Here is a 15,271-nt window from a genome sequence, read left to right as displayed (position 1 = left end):
CGCATGACCGTCACCGCCGCATCCGACACCGCAGCCGACGCCACCGCCCTCGAACACCTGCTGGGGTCCAACCAGGTGCTCCGCGACCCGGAGTCCCTCGAGCGCTACCGCCACGACGACGCCGAGTGGGCCGACTCCACTCCACCGCTCGCCGTGGTCCTGGCACGCAGCACCGACGACGTCGTGACCGCCGTCCGCTGGGCAGCCGCCGCCGGTCTCCGGGTCGTCCCTCGCGGTGCCGGCACCGGTCTGTCCGGCGGCGCGAACGCGATGGCCGACTCGATCGTCGTGTCGCTCGAGCGGATGAACCGGGTGCTCGAGGTGAACACCGACGAGCGGTACGCGGTCACCGAACCCGGCGTCATCAACGACGCACTCCGCGCCGCGGTCGCGGAGCACGGCCTCTGGTACCCGCCGGACCCCGCGAGCTCGGCGATCTCGACGATCGGCGGCAACGTCGCGACGAACGCTGGCGGCATCTGCTGCGTCAAGTACGGGGTCACCCGCGACTACGTGCTCGGCCTGACCGTCGTGCTGGCCGACGGGTCGGTGGTGGAGCTCGGCCGCCGAACGGCGAAGGGCGTCGCCGGGTACGACCTCACCGGACTGCTGGTCGGTTCCGAGGGCACGCTCGGCATCGTCGTGTCGGTCACCGTGAAGCTGCTCCCCCTGGCCGGCCGTGACGAACGGGCGGTGATCGGGTACTTCCCCTCCCTGACCGCGGCGGGAGACGCCGTGGCCGCGATCTCGCGCGCGGGGATCATCCCCGCGGCACTCGAGATCGTCGACCGCACCTGCCTGCGAGCCGTCGACGACTGGATGCACCTCGGGCTGCCGGCGGACGTCGACACCCTGCTGCTCGCACGGATCGACGAACGCGGTGCGGCCGGCGACGAGATCGGCGACCACGTCGCGGACGTCTTCGCCGAGGCCGGTGGCACGGACGTCGAGCGGGCCACCGAACCCCGGGACATCGACCGGCTGTTCCAGGCCCGCCGACTCGCCTACCCAGCACTCGAACGGCTCGGTCCGGTGCTGACCGAGGACATCTGCGTGCCGCGGAGCGCGGTGCCCGAGATGCTCCGGCGGATCCAGGTGACCGCGGACGCGCAGGACGTCACGATCGCCAACATCGCGCACGCCGGCGACGGCAACCTGCACCCGCTGATCATCGCGCCCGAGGGCGACGACGCCGCGAAGGCCCGCGCGAAGACCGCGTTCGACCAGATCGTGGCGGACTGCCTGGCGCTCGGCGGGACCGTGACCGGTGAGCACGGCGTCGGGCTGCTGAAGCTGCCGGGCCTGCGGGTCGAGCTCGGCGACCGCGTGCTCGCGATGCACCGCTCCGTCAAGGACGCGCTCGACCCGGCGGGGACCCTGAACCCGGGCAAGGCGTTCTGACACGAGCAGACGACGGACGGGAGGCCCGGTGCCAGCTGGCACCGGGCCTCCCGTCCGTCAGGTGGTCGCGTCCAGCGACCGGTGTGCGTCACGCAGGAGCGCGTCCGCACGCACGCCCGATCAGTGGCGACGGAAGTACCCGTTCGCGCCACCGACGTACATCAGGATGGTCGCGATGAGCACCGCGACGCCACCGATCCAACCGAAGGCGTTGCCACCCGACGCCGCGCCGCCGACGAGCGGGGCGGTGCCGACGTCCTGTGCGGCGGAGGAGCTGCCACCCGAGACCAGACCGATGATGCCCTGCAGGATGTTCGCCAGGACCACCACCAGCCAGATGACGAACGACACGGCGACGGAGGTGGGACGACTGGACGTCGATGCCATGACCGCTGTCCGGATGAGCCCGAAGGTCACAGAGCGGTAACGACGGCAGATCCGTCCAAACCCTTCGCCGCAGGGTGCCGAATCACCTGCAACGACCGGGAACCACCGGGAGCGCTCACCAGCCGCACCACGCTGGTTCTCCACCCTCCTCCAGGGTGTGTTCGGCGCGCACACAGCAGCCGCGCCGAGCGCGACGACAGCAAAGGACTGATCACGATGCGCAAGAGCCTCAAGACCTCCATCACCCTCGCCACGACCGGCGCCCTCGTCCTCGGTGGCGCCGCGTTCGGGATCTCCTCCGCCCAGGCCGCCACCCCGAACGTGCACACGGTGTCGTCGTCCTCGTCGGACATCCCCGCCCCCGTCGCCTCGGTCCCCGAGGTCCTCGGCGGCTCCACCGCCGTGCAGCTCGACTCCGGCTTCACCGACGCCCTCACCGCCCTGAAGCTCACCCCCGGCGTCTCCGGCGACGCGACCCTGGAAGACGGGTCGGTGTCGTTCCCGATCACCGCCGGGTCGGTCACCTACTGGTCGCCCGACGGCGACTACCGCCCCTACGTGCAGGGGCTGCTGAACCACGACGACTCGGGTCTGACCCTCAAGGCCGGCGACACCACCGTCACGTTGGAGAACTTCGTCGTGAACCCGGGCTCGTCGAAGCTGTACGGCGACGTCCTCGTCAACGGCAAGGTCGCCGCGGCCAACGCGTTCCTGTTCGAGCTGCACGGTGGCTCCCTCAAGCCCCTCCAGCTCGAGGGCGACAACGCGATCCTCACCGGCACCACCGTCCACATCAGCGAGGACGCAGCCGGCCTGCTGAACAAGACCTTCGGCACCGACGCCGTCAAGCGCGGCCTCCTCGTCGGCACCGCCACCATCACCGCACAGATCAAGTAACACCCGCCGCACTGCCACGAACAGCGCCCCGTCGACCACGACGGGGCGCTGTCGCGCGCACCCGTCCTCCCAGTGGCCGCGCCTACGATCGGGCGAATGCCCACTCCTCGCCCGACCGCTCCCGACGACCGCCCGGGGCCGGACGACTTCATCCGCGTCCGCGGTGCCCGCGAGAACAACCTGCGCGCCGTCGACGTGGACATCCCCCGCGACCGGATCGTCGCCTTCACGGGCGTCTCCGGCTCCGGCAAGTCCTCGCTCGCGTTCGGCACCGTCTTCGCCGAGGCCCAGCGCCGGTTCCTCGAGTCCGTCGCCCCGTACGCGCGGCGGCTGATCGCGCAGGGGTCCACCCCGCACGTCGACTCGATCACCGGGCTGCCGCCCGCCGTCGCCCTGCAACAGCGTCGCGGCGCCCCGAGCTCCCGTTCCACCGTCGGCACCATGACCACGCTGTCGAACTCGATGCGCATGCTCTACTCGCGTGCCGGCACCTACCCGTCCGGCGCCGACCGGCTCGAGTCGGACTCCTTCTCGCCGAACACCGTCGCCGGCGCCTGCCCCCGGTGCCACGGCATCGGGACCGCGCGCGAGGTCACCGAGGCATCGGCCGTGCACGACCCGTCGCTGAGCATCCGCGACGGCGCGATCACCGCCTGGCCCGGTGCGTGGCAGGGCAAGAACCTGCGCGACGTCACCGCCGTGCTCGGCTACGACATCGACCGGCCCTGGCGCGAGCTCCCGCGTGCGGACCGCGACTGGTTGCTGTTCACCGAGGAGCAGCCCGTCGTGCAGGTGCACCCGAAGCGGGACCGCGTCGCGAAGCCGTACAAGGGACGCTTCTGGAGCGCGCGTCAGTTCGTGCTGCACACCTTGGCCGACTCGCAGAGCGAGACGCAGCGGAAGAAGGTGCTGCAGTTCGTCGAGTCCGGCCCGTGCGGGCTGTGCGGCGGCACCGGCCTGACCCGAGCCGCCCTCGCCGTCACGATCGGCGGCAACTCGATCGCCGAGCTGAACGCCCTGCCGCTGACCGGCCTGGCCGACGTCCTGCGCCCGATCGCGGCGATCACCGACGCGGCAGCGGCGACGTCGCGAGCATCGTCCGGCGAGCACACCGAGGTCGCCGTGGCGATCTCCCGCGACCTGCTCACCCGCGTCGAGGTCCTCGTCGGTCTGGGCCTCGGCTACCTCGCGCTCGACCGCGCCACCCCGACGCTCTCCCCCGGCGAGACCCAGCGGCTGCGGATCGCGACGCAGCTGCGCTCCGGGCTGTTCGGGGTCGTCTACGTCCTCGACGAACCGAGCGCCGGACTCCACCCCGCCGACGCCGAGTCCCTGCTCGACGTCCTGGACGACCTGCGCGCGGGCGGCAACAGCGTCTTCGTCGTCGAGCACGACATGAGCATCGTGCGCCGCGCCGACTGGATCGTCGACGTCGGCCCGCGTGCGGGCACCGGCGGCGGCACCGTGCTGTACAGCGGACCGGTCGCCGGGCTCGCCGAGGTCGAAGCGTCCGTCACGCGGCGGTTCCTCGAGCCCCGACAGCCGACGACCGACCGCTCCGTGCGCACCCCGATGGGCACGCTCGAGCTCCGCGACCTCACCCTGCACAACCTCCGCGGGCTGAACGTGGACCTGCCCCTCGGCGTCCTCACCGCGGTCACCGGCGTCAGCGGCTCCGGCAAGTCATCGCTCGTCGGCGGCGTGCTGCCCGGGGTCGCGACGTCCCACCCCCTGATCGACCGTGTCGTGCAGGTCGACCAGAAACCGATCGGCCGCACCCCGCGCTCGAACCTCGCGACCTACACCGGCCTGTTCGACGCCGTGCGGGCCGCCTTCGCCCAGACCGACGACGCGAAGACCCGCGGCTGGACCGCCGGACGGTTCTCGTTCAACGTCGCCGGGGGCCGGTGCGAGGTCTGCCAGGGCGAGGGGTCCGTGTCCGTGGAGCTCCTCTTCCTGCCCGGCAGCTGGGCCCCGTGCCCCGAGTGCCACGGCTCGCGGTACACCGCCGAGACGCTCGAGGTGCGGTGGAACGGCGCCTCGATCGCGGACGTCCTCGGCATGACCGTCGACGAAGCCGCACCGTTCCTGGTATCCCTGCCGACCGCCGGACGCGGGCTCGAGACCCTGCGCGAAGTCGGCCTCGGCTACCTGCGGCTCGGCCAGCCGGCGCCGGAGCTGTCCGGGGGCGAAGCCCAGCGCATCAAGCTCGCCACCGAACTGCAGCGGGCACGCACCGGCCACACGCTCTACCTGCTCGACGAGCCGACCACGGGTCTGCACCCGGCCGACGTCGAGCTCCTGACCGCCCAGCTCGCCCGCCTGACCGACGCCGGCAACACCGTCGTCGTGGTCGAGCACGCGATGGACGTCGTCGCCAGCGCCGACCACGTCATCGACATGGGGCCCTCCGGCGGCGGCGACGGTGGCCGCGTGGTCGCGTCCGGCACACCGGCCGAGGTGGCGGCATCGGAGACCAGCCGGACCGCGCCGTACCTGCGGGAACAGCTCGGACGCTGACCGGGCGCAGGACGGACCCGGACGCGCGAGTGCCCGCCAGGACCGTTCCTGGCGGGCACTTCCTGACTGCCGCTGGTTACCGCTGGTTACCGCTGGACAGCTTCCGGGGCGTCGTCACGGAAGAAGTCGCTCCCGCTGTGGGTGTAGCCGACCTCACCCGTCCGACGCCACTGCTTGCGGACGCGCTTGAAGGTGGTGATGCGTGCAGGTTCGACGTTCTCGTCGCTGGTGTAGGCGCTCATGGCTGATCTCCCTGTGTGACTGGCCGTGGTTCCGTGACCCCCCGAAAGGGAGGCTAGCGAGCGACTCGGCGTCGGGTACGCGATTCGTCCCAGAAGGTCGGAGAACGTCCGTGGAACGCAATTCCGGGACGGCAGGGGGCCGTCGGACGACGACGGCAGTCGGACGGGAGGCCCGGATCACCGTCGGCGGACCGGCGGCGGCGACCCGCGCCTCCAGACCGACGAACGGCTGGACTCAGGAACGCAGGCCGAGGACCACGTCGTGCACCACGCGCGCGGCGCGCGCGGCCGCGCCGTCCAGGTGCTCGCGGAACTCCGCACCGTCCGGCGCGCAGAGGTCGCTGATGCACCGGACCGACACGAACGGCATGTCGTGCACGTGGGCGAACTGCGCGATGGCGGCTGACTCCATGTCGACCGCCGCCACCTCGGGGAACGCGACCCGGAGTGTGCGAGCGCGGCCCTCGGTGACGAAGACCTCGCTCGACCCGATCGTCGCCGATCGCATCCGGTACCCCGCGTCCGTACCCATCGCGAGGTCCACCAGGCCGGCGTCCGGGGCGTACCCGGTCGGCATCCCGGGCACCTGGCCCAGGGCGTAGCCGAACGCCGTGGCGTCGGCGTTGAGGTTGACGTACCGGTCCCCGACGACCACGTCGCCGATCTCGACGCCGTGCATGAGTCCGCCGGCGGTCCCCACGCTGATCACCGGGATGCCCGGTCCGAAGTCGTGGAAGCCGTGCGCGACGGCGGCCGTCGCGTTGGTGAACCCGATGCCGCTGCGGCGGACGGCGACCGTTGCGCCACCGATGTCGAGAAGCCGGTGCGGGTCGTGTCCGCCGACGGGGCCGTCGAGGATCGGGACCCCACCGAACAGGTCGGCGAAGGCCGAGACCTCTTCGCTCATGGCCGCGATGATGATCGCGACGGGCGCTTGCTGCTGCACTGATCGATCCTCGCACGCTGGGGACGCGCGGGCGTGCAGGTCAGGTCGTCGGCGGCGCTACCGGAGGGGGTGTCGCCGGGCCAGCTCGTCGGCGACGAAGGCGGCGAGCGCGTCGGCACCGAAGTGGTCGTCGGCGGTGATCGTGACGACGGTGCCGCCTTGGTCGGTGCCGGCACCGGCCTCGTCGAACAGCAGCATCTGGCCGTACGCGCCGTGCAGCCGCCAGAGCCGCCCCGGGCCACCCCACCCGGCCATCGCGTACCGCTCGTAGCCGGGCCCGCTGCCCTCGCGCTGCACCCAGTCGGTGTGCATCGCGTCGCACCACCGCGAGCTGACGACCCGCTGCCCGTCGACCACCCCGCGGTCGCGGATCAGGCGCCCGATCCGGGCGAGTTCCTCGGTCCGCAGGGCGATCCCCTCGCCAGCGACGACGTGGCCGTTCGGGCAGCGCTGCCAGTCCACGCCCTCGATGCCGAGCGGTGCGAACAGCCGCTCCGACACGAACGCGCCGACGTCGCCGATCCGGGTCTCCAGCACGCGCATCGCCGTGTAGGTGCTGGCGTTCGCGTACTGGAACACGCGACCGCGCGAGGGCCGCCGGAGGAACTCCGCCGCCAGGTCCGGCCAGTCCGTCAGCTCCGTCGCCGACCAGGGCATGTCGATGCCGCTCGTCATGGTGAGCAGGTGCCGGAGCGTGACGCCGTCCACCCCGTCGCCGAGCACGAGATCGCCGTCCGGCAGGTACAACGCGATCGGTTCGTCGACGTCGACCAGGCCGTCGTCGGCGGCGATGCCGGTGGCGAGCACGCAGACGCCCTTGGCCGCCGAGTGGACCTCGCGACGGACGTCGGTGGTCCAGTGGTGCTCGGCGGTGTCCGTGCCGTCGGTACTGCTGGCACCTGTCCGGACGTGGACGCCGTGCGCGTGGAAGCCGGTCGCGTCGACGTGTCGGACGACGGCGTCGAGGATGGTCGTCGCGGTGTGCACACCCCATCCTCTCGTGGGACCCGGACCTTGCGGCATGAGCAGGACCCGACGCGTACCGTCCCGGTCGTGTCCGACGAACAGCCCCGCCGCCCAGATCCCACCCGCGTCGGCGACCAGCCGGCACTCCGCACCGCATCCGGCTCGAACTGGCTCGTGTGGGGCGGCGTCACGACCGTGATCGTCGCGGCGGTGATGGTGCTCATGGCGATCCGTGCGCCCGGGATCGGCTGGCCGGCGCTGGTGCTCGTCGTCGTCCTGTTCACCGCGATGGTCGTGCTCCGGAACGCGGTGCGGCCGCAGCGCGCGCGACTCGTCACGCTTGCCGTCCTCGACCTCGGCATCGTGGTCGTCGGGCTGGTGGCGGTGCTCGCGGTGCTGTACTCGACGCCGACGGGCTGACGGACCCGACACCGTCCTGATGGCGGACAGGCTGGCCGCACTGCGGTTGACCGGTCGTGCTCCGGTCCGGTCTCGCACGGGGAGCCGCACCGCTGCCGTTCCCCTTCGTCGGGCCGCTCGTGTCGGACGAGCTCCTCGTCCCGACGTTGCGCGACTTCCGGTGGTGGCAGGTCCGCCATGCCGTACCGGTCGCCCGCTTCGACGTCGGACCGGGGCTCGGGGACGCCTCCGCCGCGCTGACGAGCGCGGGAGTTGAGTGGACGACTGACCGGACGGACGTCGTCGACCTGACCGACGCCACGCCCGAGACGCTCGTGCCCTCGATGAAGCGAGGCGCACGGCAGGCGCTCCGAGCTGCTCAGCGCAACGGGGTGGAGGTCAGGCCGGCGGTTCCCGGAGAGGTCGCCACGCTCCTCCCGCAGGTCCTCGACGAGTCCTACTCGAGCCGTGGGGTGCCGTCGCCCTACCCTGGCGGGGTCGGCGAACGAGTCGAACGCTGGGCATCCGGTCGCGACGACGTCTACGCTGCCACGGCGCTCGTGGCAGGAGAACCCGCCGGCGTCATCGTGGCGTTGGCGAACCAACCCGTCGTCACCGGATGGGCCGGCGGGACGCTCCGGGCGTACCGCTCCGCCAACCCGAGCACCGTCCTCTACCACGACCTCCTCCGATGGTCGCTCGACCGAGGTCACACCGCCGTCGACCTGGTGGGCCACGTCGACGAGGGCATCAGCAGGTTCAAGAAGTCGCTCGGCGCGACCGAGAAGCCGTACACCAGCGTCGTCTCCTCACCCCTGCCCCACGGAGCGCGGGCCGCTGCCCTGTCGCTGGTGCACTCGCCGGACCGCCTCCTGCGGTCGAGACGCGTCGCCGTAGCCCCACGCGTGCTCTGACCAGCGCGCGATCGGTCCCATTCCCCGGTAGAGTCCGCTGCGCCGACCTGCCGCCGTTCTCACCTTCCTGTGGTTCTGTGTGAGTCACCAGGAACGGCGCGCAGTGGACGCTGCGGGAGGGACGGAAAGACCATGACGGAGACCACACCGATCGGGTACACGCGCACCCGGCCCGCCCCGGCCGGATCGCACAGTGGCACCTCGAGGTACTCGGGTCTGCTGAAGCAGGTGAAGGCGCGTGGCCTGCTGGAACGCCGCACCGGCTACTACTGGTCGGTCTTCTCCGTGCTCATCGTGACCCTCGGGCTCGCGTGGACCGCGTTCGTGTTCCTCGGCGAGTCGTGGTGGCAGCTGATCGTCGCCGGCGTGCTGGGCGTGCTGTTCACCCAGTTCGCGTTCCTGTCCCACGAGGCAGCCCACCGCCAGGTGTTCGCCTCGAACCGGTGGAACGACCGCACCGCCCAGTACGCCGGGACGTTCCTGGCCGGGGTGAGCTACTCGTGGTGGATGAACAAGCACACCCGGCACCACGGCAACCCGAACACGGTCGGGAAGGACCCGGACGTGTCCTTCGACGCACTCTCGTTCCGGGAGGAAGACGCTGCGAAGCGCCGCGGGTTCCTCCGCGTGCTCGTCCGTGTCCAGGGGTACGCGTTCTTCCCGCTGCTGCTCCTCGAAGGCGCCAACCTGCACTGGCAGTCCGCGAGGGTCCTCGCCAACGTGAAGGAGATCCGGGGACGCCGCATCGAGGCGGCGCTGTTCCTACTCCGCTTCTGCGTCTACCTCGGCGTGGTGTTCTGGTTCCTGCCCGTCGGGATGGCGTTCGCGTTCCTCGGCGTGCAGCTCGCCGTCTTCGGCCTGTACATGGGTGCTTCGTTCGCGCCGAACCACAAGGGCATGCCGATGATCCCCCACGACCAGAAGGTCGACTTCTTCAGCCGTCAGGTCCTCACGTCCCGCAACATCCGGGGCGGCTGGTTCATGGCGCACTTCATGGGTGGACTGAACTACCAGATCGAGCACCACCTGTTCCCGAACATGCCCCGACCGCACCTCGCTGCCGCTCGCCGGATGGTCCGGGACTACTGCGCCGAACACGATGTCCCGTACACGGAGACCACGCTGATCAACTCGTACCGGATCGTCGTGACGTACCTCAACCGCGTCGGACTCGCCGCACGGGACCCGTTCGACTGCCCCCTCGTGGCGGAACGGCGCATCCGGTAGCAGGGTGCGCTGCAGGCGAGCGTGGGTCCCACCTTGGTCGCATCGTGGACCCGGCCGCGCGCCGGACGCGCCGGGTCAGCCCAGGGTGGGACGGGCCTCCCGAGTTGCTCGCTGCCACGGCTGCCTCCCTGGCGGCACATCGGGCGAGGAAGACAAACTGACCGATGAGCTCAGCGCGGGTTGGGGTTGCCCCGTTGAGAGGCACCTACCAGCGCCAGTCAGCTCTTCAGCGGACGCACAGTGGTGGCAAGACTTCGAGGCTGCGGCACCGGCGATCTGACGGGCCTTCACGTTGTGCAGGGGCGCCTCGCCTCGCCTCGCTGACGCGCACGTCCAGCACCGAACTCCGCGGTGGAACGGCGGGATCTTAGGCCGTTCGCGGTTTCCGATGTGTTGCAGAAGCGTGCACGGATACGTGCACGGTTCACCCCTTGTCTGCGCATTTCCGTGCACTGAAACTGTGTGAGCACCGCCACCCCATCAGGAGCTCTCCGGGGGTACCCACTCTCTCCCACACACGTGAACGGGCAAGGACGACCTCACATGACAAGAACCACTGCGGTGCCGCGCACCCGCGACCGCATGACCGGCTACGTGTACGTTGCCATCGCGGTCAGCACCCTCGGCGGACTCATCTTCGGCTACGACATCGGCGTCTCCGGCGGTGCTGGCGGGTTCGTCGCCAGCGATCTCCACCTCGGCAGCTTCCTCCAGGGTGCCGTCGTGAGCGGCTCGACGCTCGGTGGGGCGATCGGCGCGCTCGCGGGCGGCCCGATGGCCGACCGCTTCGGACGACGATGGACGCTCCTGCTCTCCGGAGTCCTGTTCAGCCTCGGTGCCCTGGTCTCCGCAATCGCCCCGGACCTGTCACTCCTCATGCTGGGCCGGGTGGTGGTCGGACTCGGCGTCGGCGCAGCGTCCGTCCTGGTGCCCGTCTACATCGCAGAACTCGCCCCGTCGCGGGTCCGCGGCGCACTCGTTGCCGGGTTCCAGTTGCTCACCACGCTCGGGATCCTCGTCGGTTACGGCGTGAACGCCTCACTGGCGTCCACCGAGGCATGGCGCTGGTCGCTCGGTCTCGCCGCGGTGCCCGGGATCCTGCTCGCCCTCGGCGTCCTGCTCATCCCGGAGTCACCACGATGGCTCGTCGTGCAGGGACGGCACGACGACGCACTCCGCGTCCTGCGCCGGATCCGCGGCCGAGACGACGTCTCCCACGAGATCGACGAGATCGAAGCGATCAACCGCGAGGACGCATCGACGCACCGCGGGCAGTGGCGGGACATGTTCCGCGGGTGGGTCCGTCCGATGGTCGTCGTCGGCATCCTCGTTGCGTTCTTCGCGAACGCCTGCGGCATCAACCTCATCGTCTACTTCGCCCCGCAGATCCTGCAGTCCATCGGCATGGGGGCATCCGCCTCGCTCCTCGCAACCGTCGGGCTCGGCGTGGTCAACGTCGTCTTCACCGGAGTTGGCATGGCACTGGTCGACCGCGTCGGTCGCCGGCCGATGTTGCTCGTGGGCGCGGTCGGCATGACCGTCTCGCTCGGCGCACTCGCGATCCTGCTCGCGTTCCCCGTCAACGGCAGTACGGCTGCGCTCTCGTTGATCTGCCTCGCGCTGTACATCGTGGTCTACGCGGTGAGCCCCGGCCTCGTCGCCTACGTGGTGATCTCGGAGATCTTCCCGCTGCACGTCCGCGCCAAGGCGACAGCCGCGGCCACCTTCGTGATCTTCGCCACGAACCTGGTCATCGGGGTGTTCTCGCTGCCGCTGCTCGACTCCTTCGGAGCACCGGCAACGCTCTCGATCTTCGCCGTCGTCTGCCTGGTGTTCGTCTTCTTCTGCCTCAGGATGCCCGAAACGAAGGGGAAGACCCTGGAGGAGCTCGAGGAGCACTTCCGCACCGGATCCCCCCGAGCCGTCACCGACGGTGAGATCCGCGTCGACGCATGACTACGATCGAAGCACCTGCACCATTCTCCTGGGGGTCGTCGATGCCGCAGACACCGGCCGAGCGCCGCCAGGCGATCCTCGACCAGGTGCGCGGCAGCGGGTACGTCCGCGCGGTGGATCTCTCCTCCGCGCTGCACGTGGACTCCTCGACCATCCGCCGGGACATGGAGCGCCTCGAGCGAGCCGGTCTGATCCGTCGGATGCACGGTGGGGCGCTCCCCGCTGACCCTGCCGACACGATCGACACCCCGTGGGAGGTCCGGCGCTCCCAACACCTCGCCGAGAAGACCGCGATCGGTGAGGCCGCGGCGGCGCTGGTCGAGGACGGCCAGACCGTCCTCATCGACAACGGGTCCACCGCCCACCAGGTAGCGGCTGCGCTCTCTGACCACCGAGGACTCACGGTCGTCACCAACGACCTCATGGTCGCGCTGTGCCTCCGCAGCCAGGGTGTGCACCAGGTGCACGTCACGGGCGGACTGCTGCTCGACACGGTGTTCACGCTGGTCGGACCGATCGCCACCCAGGCGGTCGAGAGCATGCACGTCGACTGGGCCTTCCTCGGTGCCGAAGGCGTCGAGCCCGAGGCCGGCATCACGAACATCAACGTCGTGGAGATCCCGCTCAAGCGGGCCATGCTCGCGGCAGCACAGAATGCAGCAGTCGTCGCGGACAGCTCGAAGTTCGGGCGGCGATCGCTCGCGACGGTCTGCACGCTCGACGACCTGGACGCCGTGATCACCGACGACGGCGTCCCGCTCGAGGACCGCGGGGCGTACGGCGCGACGCTCCGTTGCGTCCCTGTCGCACGCTGACGACCCACCCCACCCGTCCCAGAACCAACGAGGGAACCATCATGTCCAACGGCACCGCCGAGACCTCTTCCTACATCGACGACATCAAGGAGCAGCCCGCAGCGCTCCGCCGGCAGGCCGAGGCTCCACTGCCCGCGGCACTCCGCGACGTCGACCTCCGCGACCACGACCGGATCATCCTCACCGGCATGGGGTCGTCGGACTACGCGACGATCCCGATCGAGCGGGCGCTCGCCGCAGCGGGCCTCCCGGTCGTCCGGATCGACGCCGGGCAGCTCCTCGACGTGCCCGAGCGCGTCACCAACCGCTCGGTCGTGTGGGCGACGTCCCAGTCCGGCCGGAGCGGCGAGGTCGCAGCCCTCGCCGACCGCCTCACCGGCTCCTGCAGGCCGGCGCTGACGATCGCCACCACCGACGACACCACGAGTCCGCTCGCCGGCATGGCCGACATCGTCCTCGAACTCCACAGCGGTCCGGAGGCCACGGTCAGCACGAAGAGCTACCTCAACACGCTGGCGGCGCAGCACCGCGTCCTCGCGCTGCTGACCGGCGGCGACGTGGCAGCCGTCGAGGAGGACGTCCGTCAGATCGCGGACGAGGTCGCGGACCTCCTCACCGCATGGCCGGAAGCGGACGGCTTCGCCGAGCAGGCCTGGAACGCCCCACGCGCGCGCTTCGCGTACATCGGCATCGCGGACGACGCCGCGACCGCGCTCACCGGCGCACTCATCACCAAGGAATCGGCGAAGGTCCCGGTGGAGGGGTTCGTCGGCGGCGCGTTCCGTCACGGTCCCTACGAGCTCGCGGGCCCTGGACTGACGGCGGTGCTGTTCGGCCCGGGCGGGCAGGACGACCCCTTCCTGCCCGGACTCGCCCGTGACCTGACACGATCGGGAGCAACCGTCCTGACGATCGGCCCTCGTGCGTACGACGGCACCGGGCTGCTGTCCACCCCGAGCCGGGACAGCGCGCTCGCCCGCCTCGCAGTGGGATCGGTCCGCACGCAGCTCCTCACCCTCGCCTTCGCGAAGGCGACGGGCGAGGTGGCCGGTCGCTTCCGGTTCGGCCAGAAGGTGACGGCAGCCCTGTGAACGCCGGGAGCACCTGTCGCGTGGGCATCGACCTCGGTGGGACCGGCTCGCGCGCGATCGGGATGGTGGGGGACGAGGTCGCAATCGCCGTCGACGTCCCGACCAGAGAACTCGGTGCCGGGTCGGAGACCGAGCGCGTGGAACGGCTCGCCCGCCTCGTCGAGAGCGTCGTGCCGGTCGGGACGGAACTCGCCGCAGTCGGCATCGGGGCGAGCGGACCGGTGGACGTCGATGCGGGGGTCATCCACAACCAGGCGACCCTGCCGTGGTTCACCGGCTTCCCCGTCGCCGGCCAGCTCCGGAACCGCATCGGTGTCCCCGTGAGCATCGACAACGACGCGGTCGCCGCCGCGTTCGGCGAGCACCGCGCGGGTGCGGGCGAGCAGTCCGACCGTCTCCTCATGGTGACGCTCGGAACCGGTGTGGGCGTCGCGATGCTGGTCGACGGACGCCCGGTCCGCGGGGCGGACGGAGCGCATCCGGAAGGCGGACACATCCCGATCACGAGCGACCCGCAGCGCTGCTACTGCGGTCTCACCGGGTGTTTCGAACAGGCGGCGTCACGCTCGACGCTCCAACAGAAGCTCAGCGAGGCAATGGGCGGCGCGACCATCGGCCGGCAGCTCATCGCGGCCGGGATCACCAGGGCGGCGGACGACGAACGGATTCGTGCGGTCTTCCAGGACTACGCCGTTGCGGTCGGACGAGGTCTTGCCGCCCTGCACACGCTGTGGCAGCCACGAGTGACGGTCATCGGGGGGAGCGCGGCTGTCAGCCTGCCGCTCATCCGCGAGGACGTCCTCCGCCAGCTCGACCGGTCCCAGGACTACCGCATCGACGTCGAACTGCGCGAGGCGACCCTCGGCGACAATGCCGGCGCGATCGGCGCTGCCCTCGCCATCACCGCGACCGCGTAGTAGCCGCCGTCGACGAGAGCGGGGCACCGCGCCCCGCCGGTATGCGTCATCGATCGAGCACGCGGAGGGATGCCGGTCGTGGAGTGGACGCGTTCTCGAGGAAGCGCCGACCGGGTGCGAGTTCACTCGGCGGGAGCCGACGTCGGAGCGAACGTCGGCTGCGCCGGCGCGAACGAGGAATCGGCGTTGCTGATTACCGCAAAGTCACTGAGGAACCATCGTGTCCGGCGACTGTCCGGCAGTACGGTCCGGGAGCAGCCTGACCCGAGGCTGCGAGACGGCTTCGCGCCTCCGCGTTCAAGAAGCATCTCCGCGAGCAGTTCACCGATGATCCCCGGCCGACAGGTCCGGCCCAGGCCACGCCGCTGTCCGAGTCCGGCCCGGACCTCGGCACTCCCGCCGCTGCGTCCCTCGGTGCGCGAGCAGCGAAGTGGGCGGAAGCGCGCCGGGGACGGGCTGGCACCGGCACCCCGACCACACAGCTCCCCGGCGCGGGAAAGGCGAGTGCCACGCGCGCGCACATCGCTGACGGCTCGACAGGGGTGTCCCGCGCCGGCCGGGGTGTCCTGATCAGCTGCGAACTCACGCGCACG

At 70.9% G+C, this 15,271-nt stretch carries 14 protein-coding genes; 10 read left to right on the top strand and 4 right to left on the bottom strand.

Annotation, left to right across the window (positions count from 1 at the left end; genetic code table 11):
* Positions 1–3: 3 nt before the first annotated feature.
* On the top strand, positions 4–1,401 hold the full coding sequence (locus tag ITJ56_RS00070; protein ID WP_194626244.1) for an FAD-binding oxidoreductase: 1,398 nt from the start codon (positions 4–6) through the stop codon (positions 1,399–1,401).
* Positions 1,402–1,521: 120 nt separating this feature from the next.
* On the opposite strand, the gene ITJ56_RS00065 is transcribed toward ITJ56_RS00070, so the two are convergent.
* Positions 1,522–1,788, bottom strand: a complete 267-nt coding sequence (locus ITJ56_RS00065) for a hypothetical protein (protein WP_194626242.1) — start codon at positions 1,786–1,788, stop codon at positions 1,522–1,524.
* Positions 1,789–2,004: 216 nt separating this feature from the next.
* On the opposite strand from ITJ56_RS00065, the gene ITJ56_RS00060 reads away from it, so the two are divergent.
* Positions 2,005–2,685 carry a hypothetical protein gene (locus tag ITJ56_RS00060; protein WP_194626240.1) on the top strand — a complete coding sequence of 227 codons (681 nt, stop codon included), beginning with the start codon at positions 2,005–2,007 and terminating at the stop codon, positions 2,683–2,685.
* A 96-nt stretch (positions 2,686–2,781) separates the two neighbouring features.
* Positions 2,782–5,205: an excinuclease ABC subunit UvrA gene (locus ITJ56_RS00055; protein ID WP_194626237.1), complete on the top strand. Its 2,424-nt coding sequence runs from the start codon at positions 2,782–2,784 to the stop codon at positions 5,203–5,205.
* Positions 5,206–5,291: 86 nt separating this feature from the next.
* Here ITJ56_RS00055 and ITJ56_RS00050 read toward each other — a convergent pair whose 3' ends face one another.
* The 3 genes from ITJ56_RS00050 to ITJ56_RS00040 form a co-directional block, all read right to left on the bottom strand.
* Positions 5,292–5,447: a hypothetical protein gene (locus ITJ56_RS00050; protein WP_155896774.1), complete on the bottom strand. Its 156-nt coding sequence runs from the start codon at positions 5,445–5,447 to the stop codon at positions 5,292–5,294.
* Positions 5,448–5,682: 235 nt separating this feature from the next.
* Complete coding sequence (gene mtnN, locus ITJ56_RS00045; protein ID WP_194626235.1) at positions 5,683–6,393, bottom strand: 5'-methylthioadenosine/S-adenosylhomocysteine nucleosidase; 711 nt, start codon at positions 6,391–6,393, stop codon at positions 5,683–5,685.
* Between the two features lie 57 nt (positions 6,394–6,450).
* On the bottom strand, positions 6,451–7,380 hold the full coding sequence (locus ITJ56_RS00040; protein ID WP_194626233.1) for a serine hydrolase domain-containing protein: 930 nt from the start codon (positions 7,378–7,380) through the stop codon (positions 6,451–6,453).
* Between the two features lie 66 nt (positions 7,381–7,446).
* On the opposite strand from ITJ56_RS00040, the gene ITJ56_RS00035 reads away from it, so the two are divergent.
* The 7 genes from ITJ56_RS00035 to ITJ56_RS00005 all read left to right on the top strand — a co-directional run bounded on the left by ITJ56_RS00035 (position 7,447) and on the right by ITJ56_RS00005 (position 14,678).
* Positions 7,447–7,779, top strand: coding sequence for a hypothetical protein (locus ITJ56_RS00035; protein WP_194626231.1), 333 nt, complete (start codon positions 7,447–7,449; stop codon positions 7,777–7,779).
* 56 nt (positions 7,780–7,835) lie between these two features.
* The gene (locus ITJ56_RS00030; RefSeq protein ID WP_194626229.1) at positions 7,836–8,672 is read left to right on the top strand and encodes a GNAT family N-acetyltransferase; all 837 of its coding nucleotides are present in this window, start codon (positions 7,836–7,838) and stop codon (positions 8,670–8,672) included.
* A 132-nt stretch (positions 8,673–8,804) separates the two neighbouring features.
* Positions 8,805–9,899 carry a fatty acid desaturase family protein gene (locus ITJ56_RS00025; RefSeq protein WP_194626227.1) on the top strand — a complete coding sequence of 365 codons (1,095 nt, stop codon included), beginning with the start codon at positions 8,805–8,807 and terminating at the stop codon, positions 9,897–9,899.
* 543 nt (positions 9,900–10,442) lie between these two features.
* Positions 10,443–11,855, top strand: coding sequence for a sugar porter family MFS transporter (locus ITJ56_RS00020; RefSeq protein WP_194626225.1), 1,413 nt, complete (start codon positions 10,443–10,445; stop codon positions 11,853–11,855).
* A 41-nt stretch (positions 11,856–11,896) separates the two neighbouring features.
* Entirely contained in the window at positions 11,897–12,670 is a 774-nt protein-coding gene (locus tag ITJ56_RS00015; protein ID WP_194626223.1) for a DeoR/GlpR family DNA-binding transcription regulator, read from the top strand.
* A gap of 41 nt (positions 12,671–12,711) precedes the next feature.
* The gene (locus ITJ56_RS00010) at positions 12,712–13,761 is read left to right on the top strand and encodes an SIS domain-containing protein (RefSeq protein WP_194626221.1); all 1,050 of its coding nucleotides are present in this window, start codon (positions 12,712–12,714) and stop codon (positions 13,759–13,761) included.
* A gap of 20 nt (positions 13,762–13,781) precedes the next feature.
* The gene (locus ITJ56_RS00005; protein WP_194626219.1) at positions 13,782–14,678 is read left to right on the top strand and encodes an ROK family protein; all 897 of its coding nucleotides are present in this window, start codon (positions 13,782–13,784) and stop codon (positions 14,676–14,678) included.
* Positions 14,679–15,271 lie beyond the last annotated feature (593 nt).

This window comes from Curtobacterium sp. VKM Ac-1376 (assembly GCF_015351025.1).
Lineage (GTDB): Bacteria > Actinomycetota > Actinomycetes > Actinomycetales > Microbacteriaceae > Curtobacterium.
The sequence above is the reverse complement of the archived record's forward strand: the minus strand, read 5'-3'. Positions and strand labels throughout refer to the sequence as shown.

Excerpts from the sequence above, each read along its gene's own strand:
- ITJ56_RS00070 (WP_194626244.1), top strand. The coding sequence starts at position 4 with ATGACCGTCACCGCCGCATCCGACACCGCAGCCGACGCCACCGCCCTC.
- ITJ56_RS00065 (WP_194626242.1), bottom strand. The coding sequence starts at position 1,788 with ATGGCATCGACGTCCAGTCGTCCCACCTCCGTCGCCGTGTCGTTCGTC.
- ITJ56_RS00060 (WP_194626240.1), top strand. The coding sequence starts at position 2,005 with ATGCGCAAGAGCCTCAAGACCTCCATCACCCTCGCCACGACCGGCGCC.
- ITJ56_RS00055 (WP_194626237.1), top strand. The coding sequence starts at position 2,782 with ATGCCCACTCCTCGCCCGACCGCTCCCGACGACCGCCCGGGGCCGGAC.
- ITJ56_RS00050 (WP_155896774.1), bottom strand. The coding sequence starts at position 5,447 with ATGAGCGCCTACACCAGCGACGAGAACGTCGAACCTGCACGCATCACC.
- ITJ56_RS00025 (WP_194626227.1), top strand. The coding sequence starts at position 8,805 with ATGACGGAGACCACACCGATCGGGTACACGCGCACCCGGCCCGCCCCG.
- ITJ56_RS00020 (WP_194626225.1), top strand. The coding sequence starts at position 10,443 with ATGACAAGAACCACTGCGGTGCCGCGCACCCGCGACCGCATGACCGGC.
- ITJ56_RS00015 (WP_194626223.1), top strand. The coding sequence starts at position 11,897 with ATGCCGCAGACACCGGCCGAGCGCCGCCAGGCGATCCTCGACCAGGTG.
- ITJ56_RS00010 (WP_194626221.1), top strand. The coding sequence starts at position 12,712 with ATGTCCAACGGCACCGCCGAGACCTCTTCCTACATCGACGACATCAAG.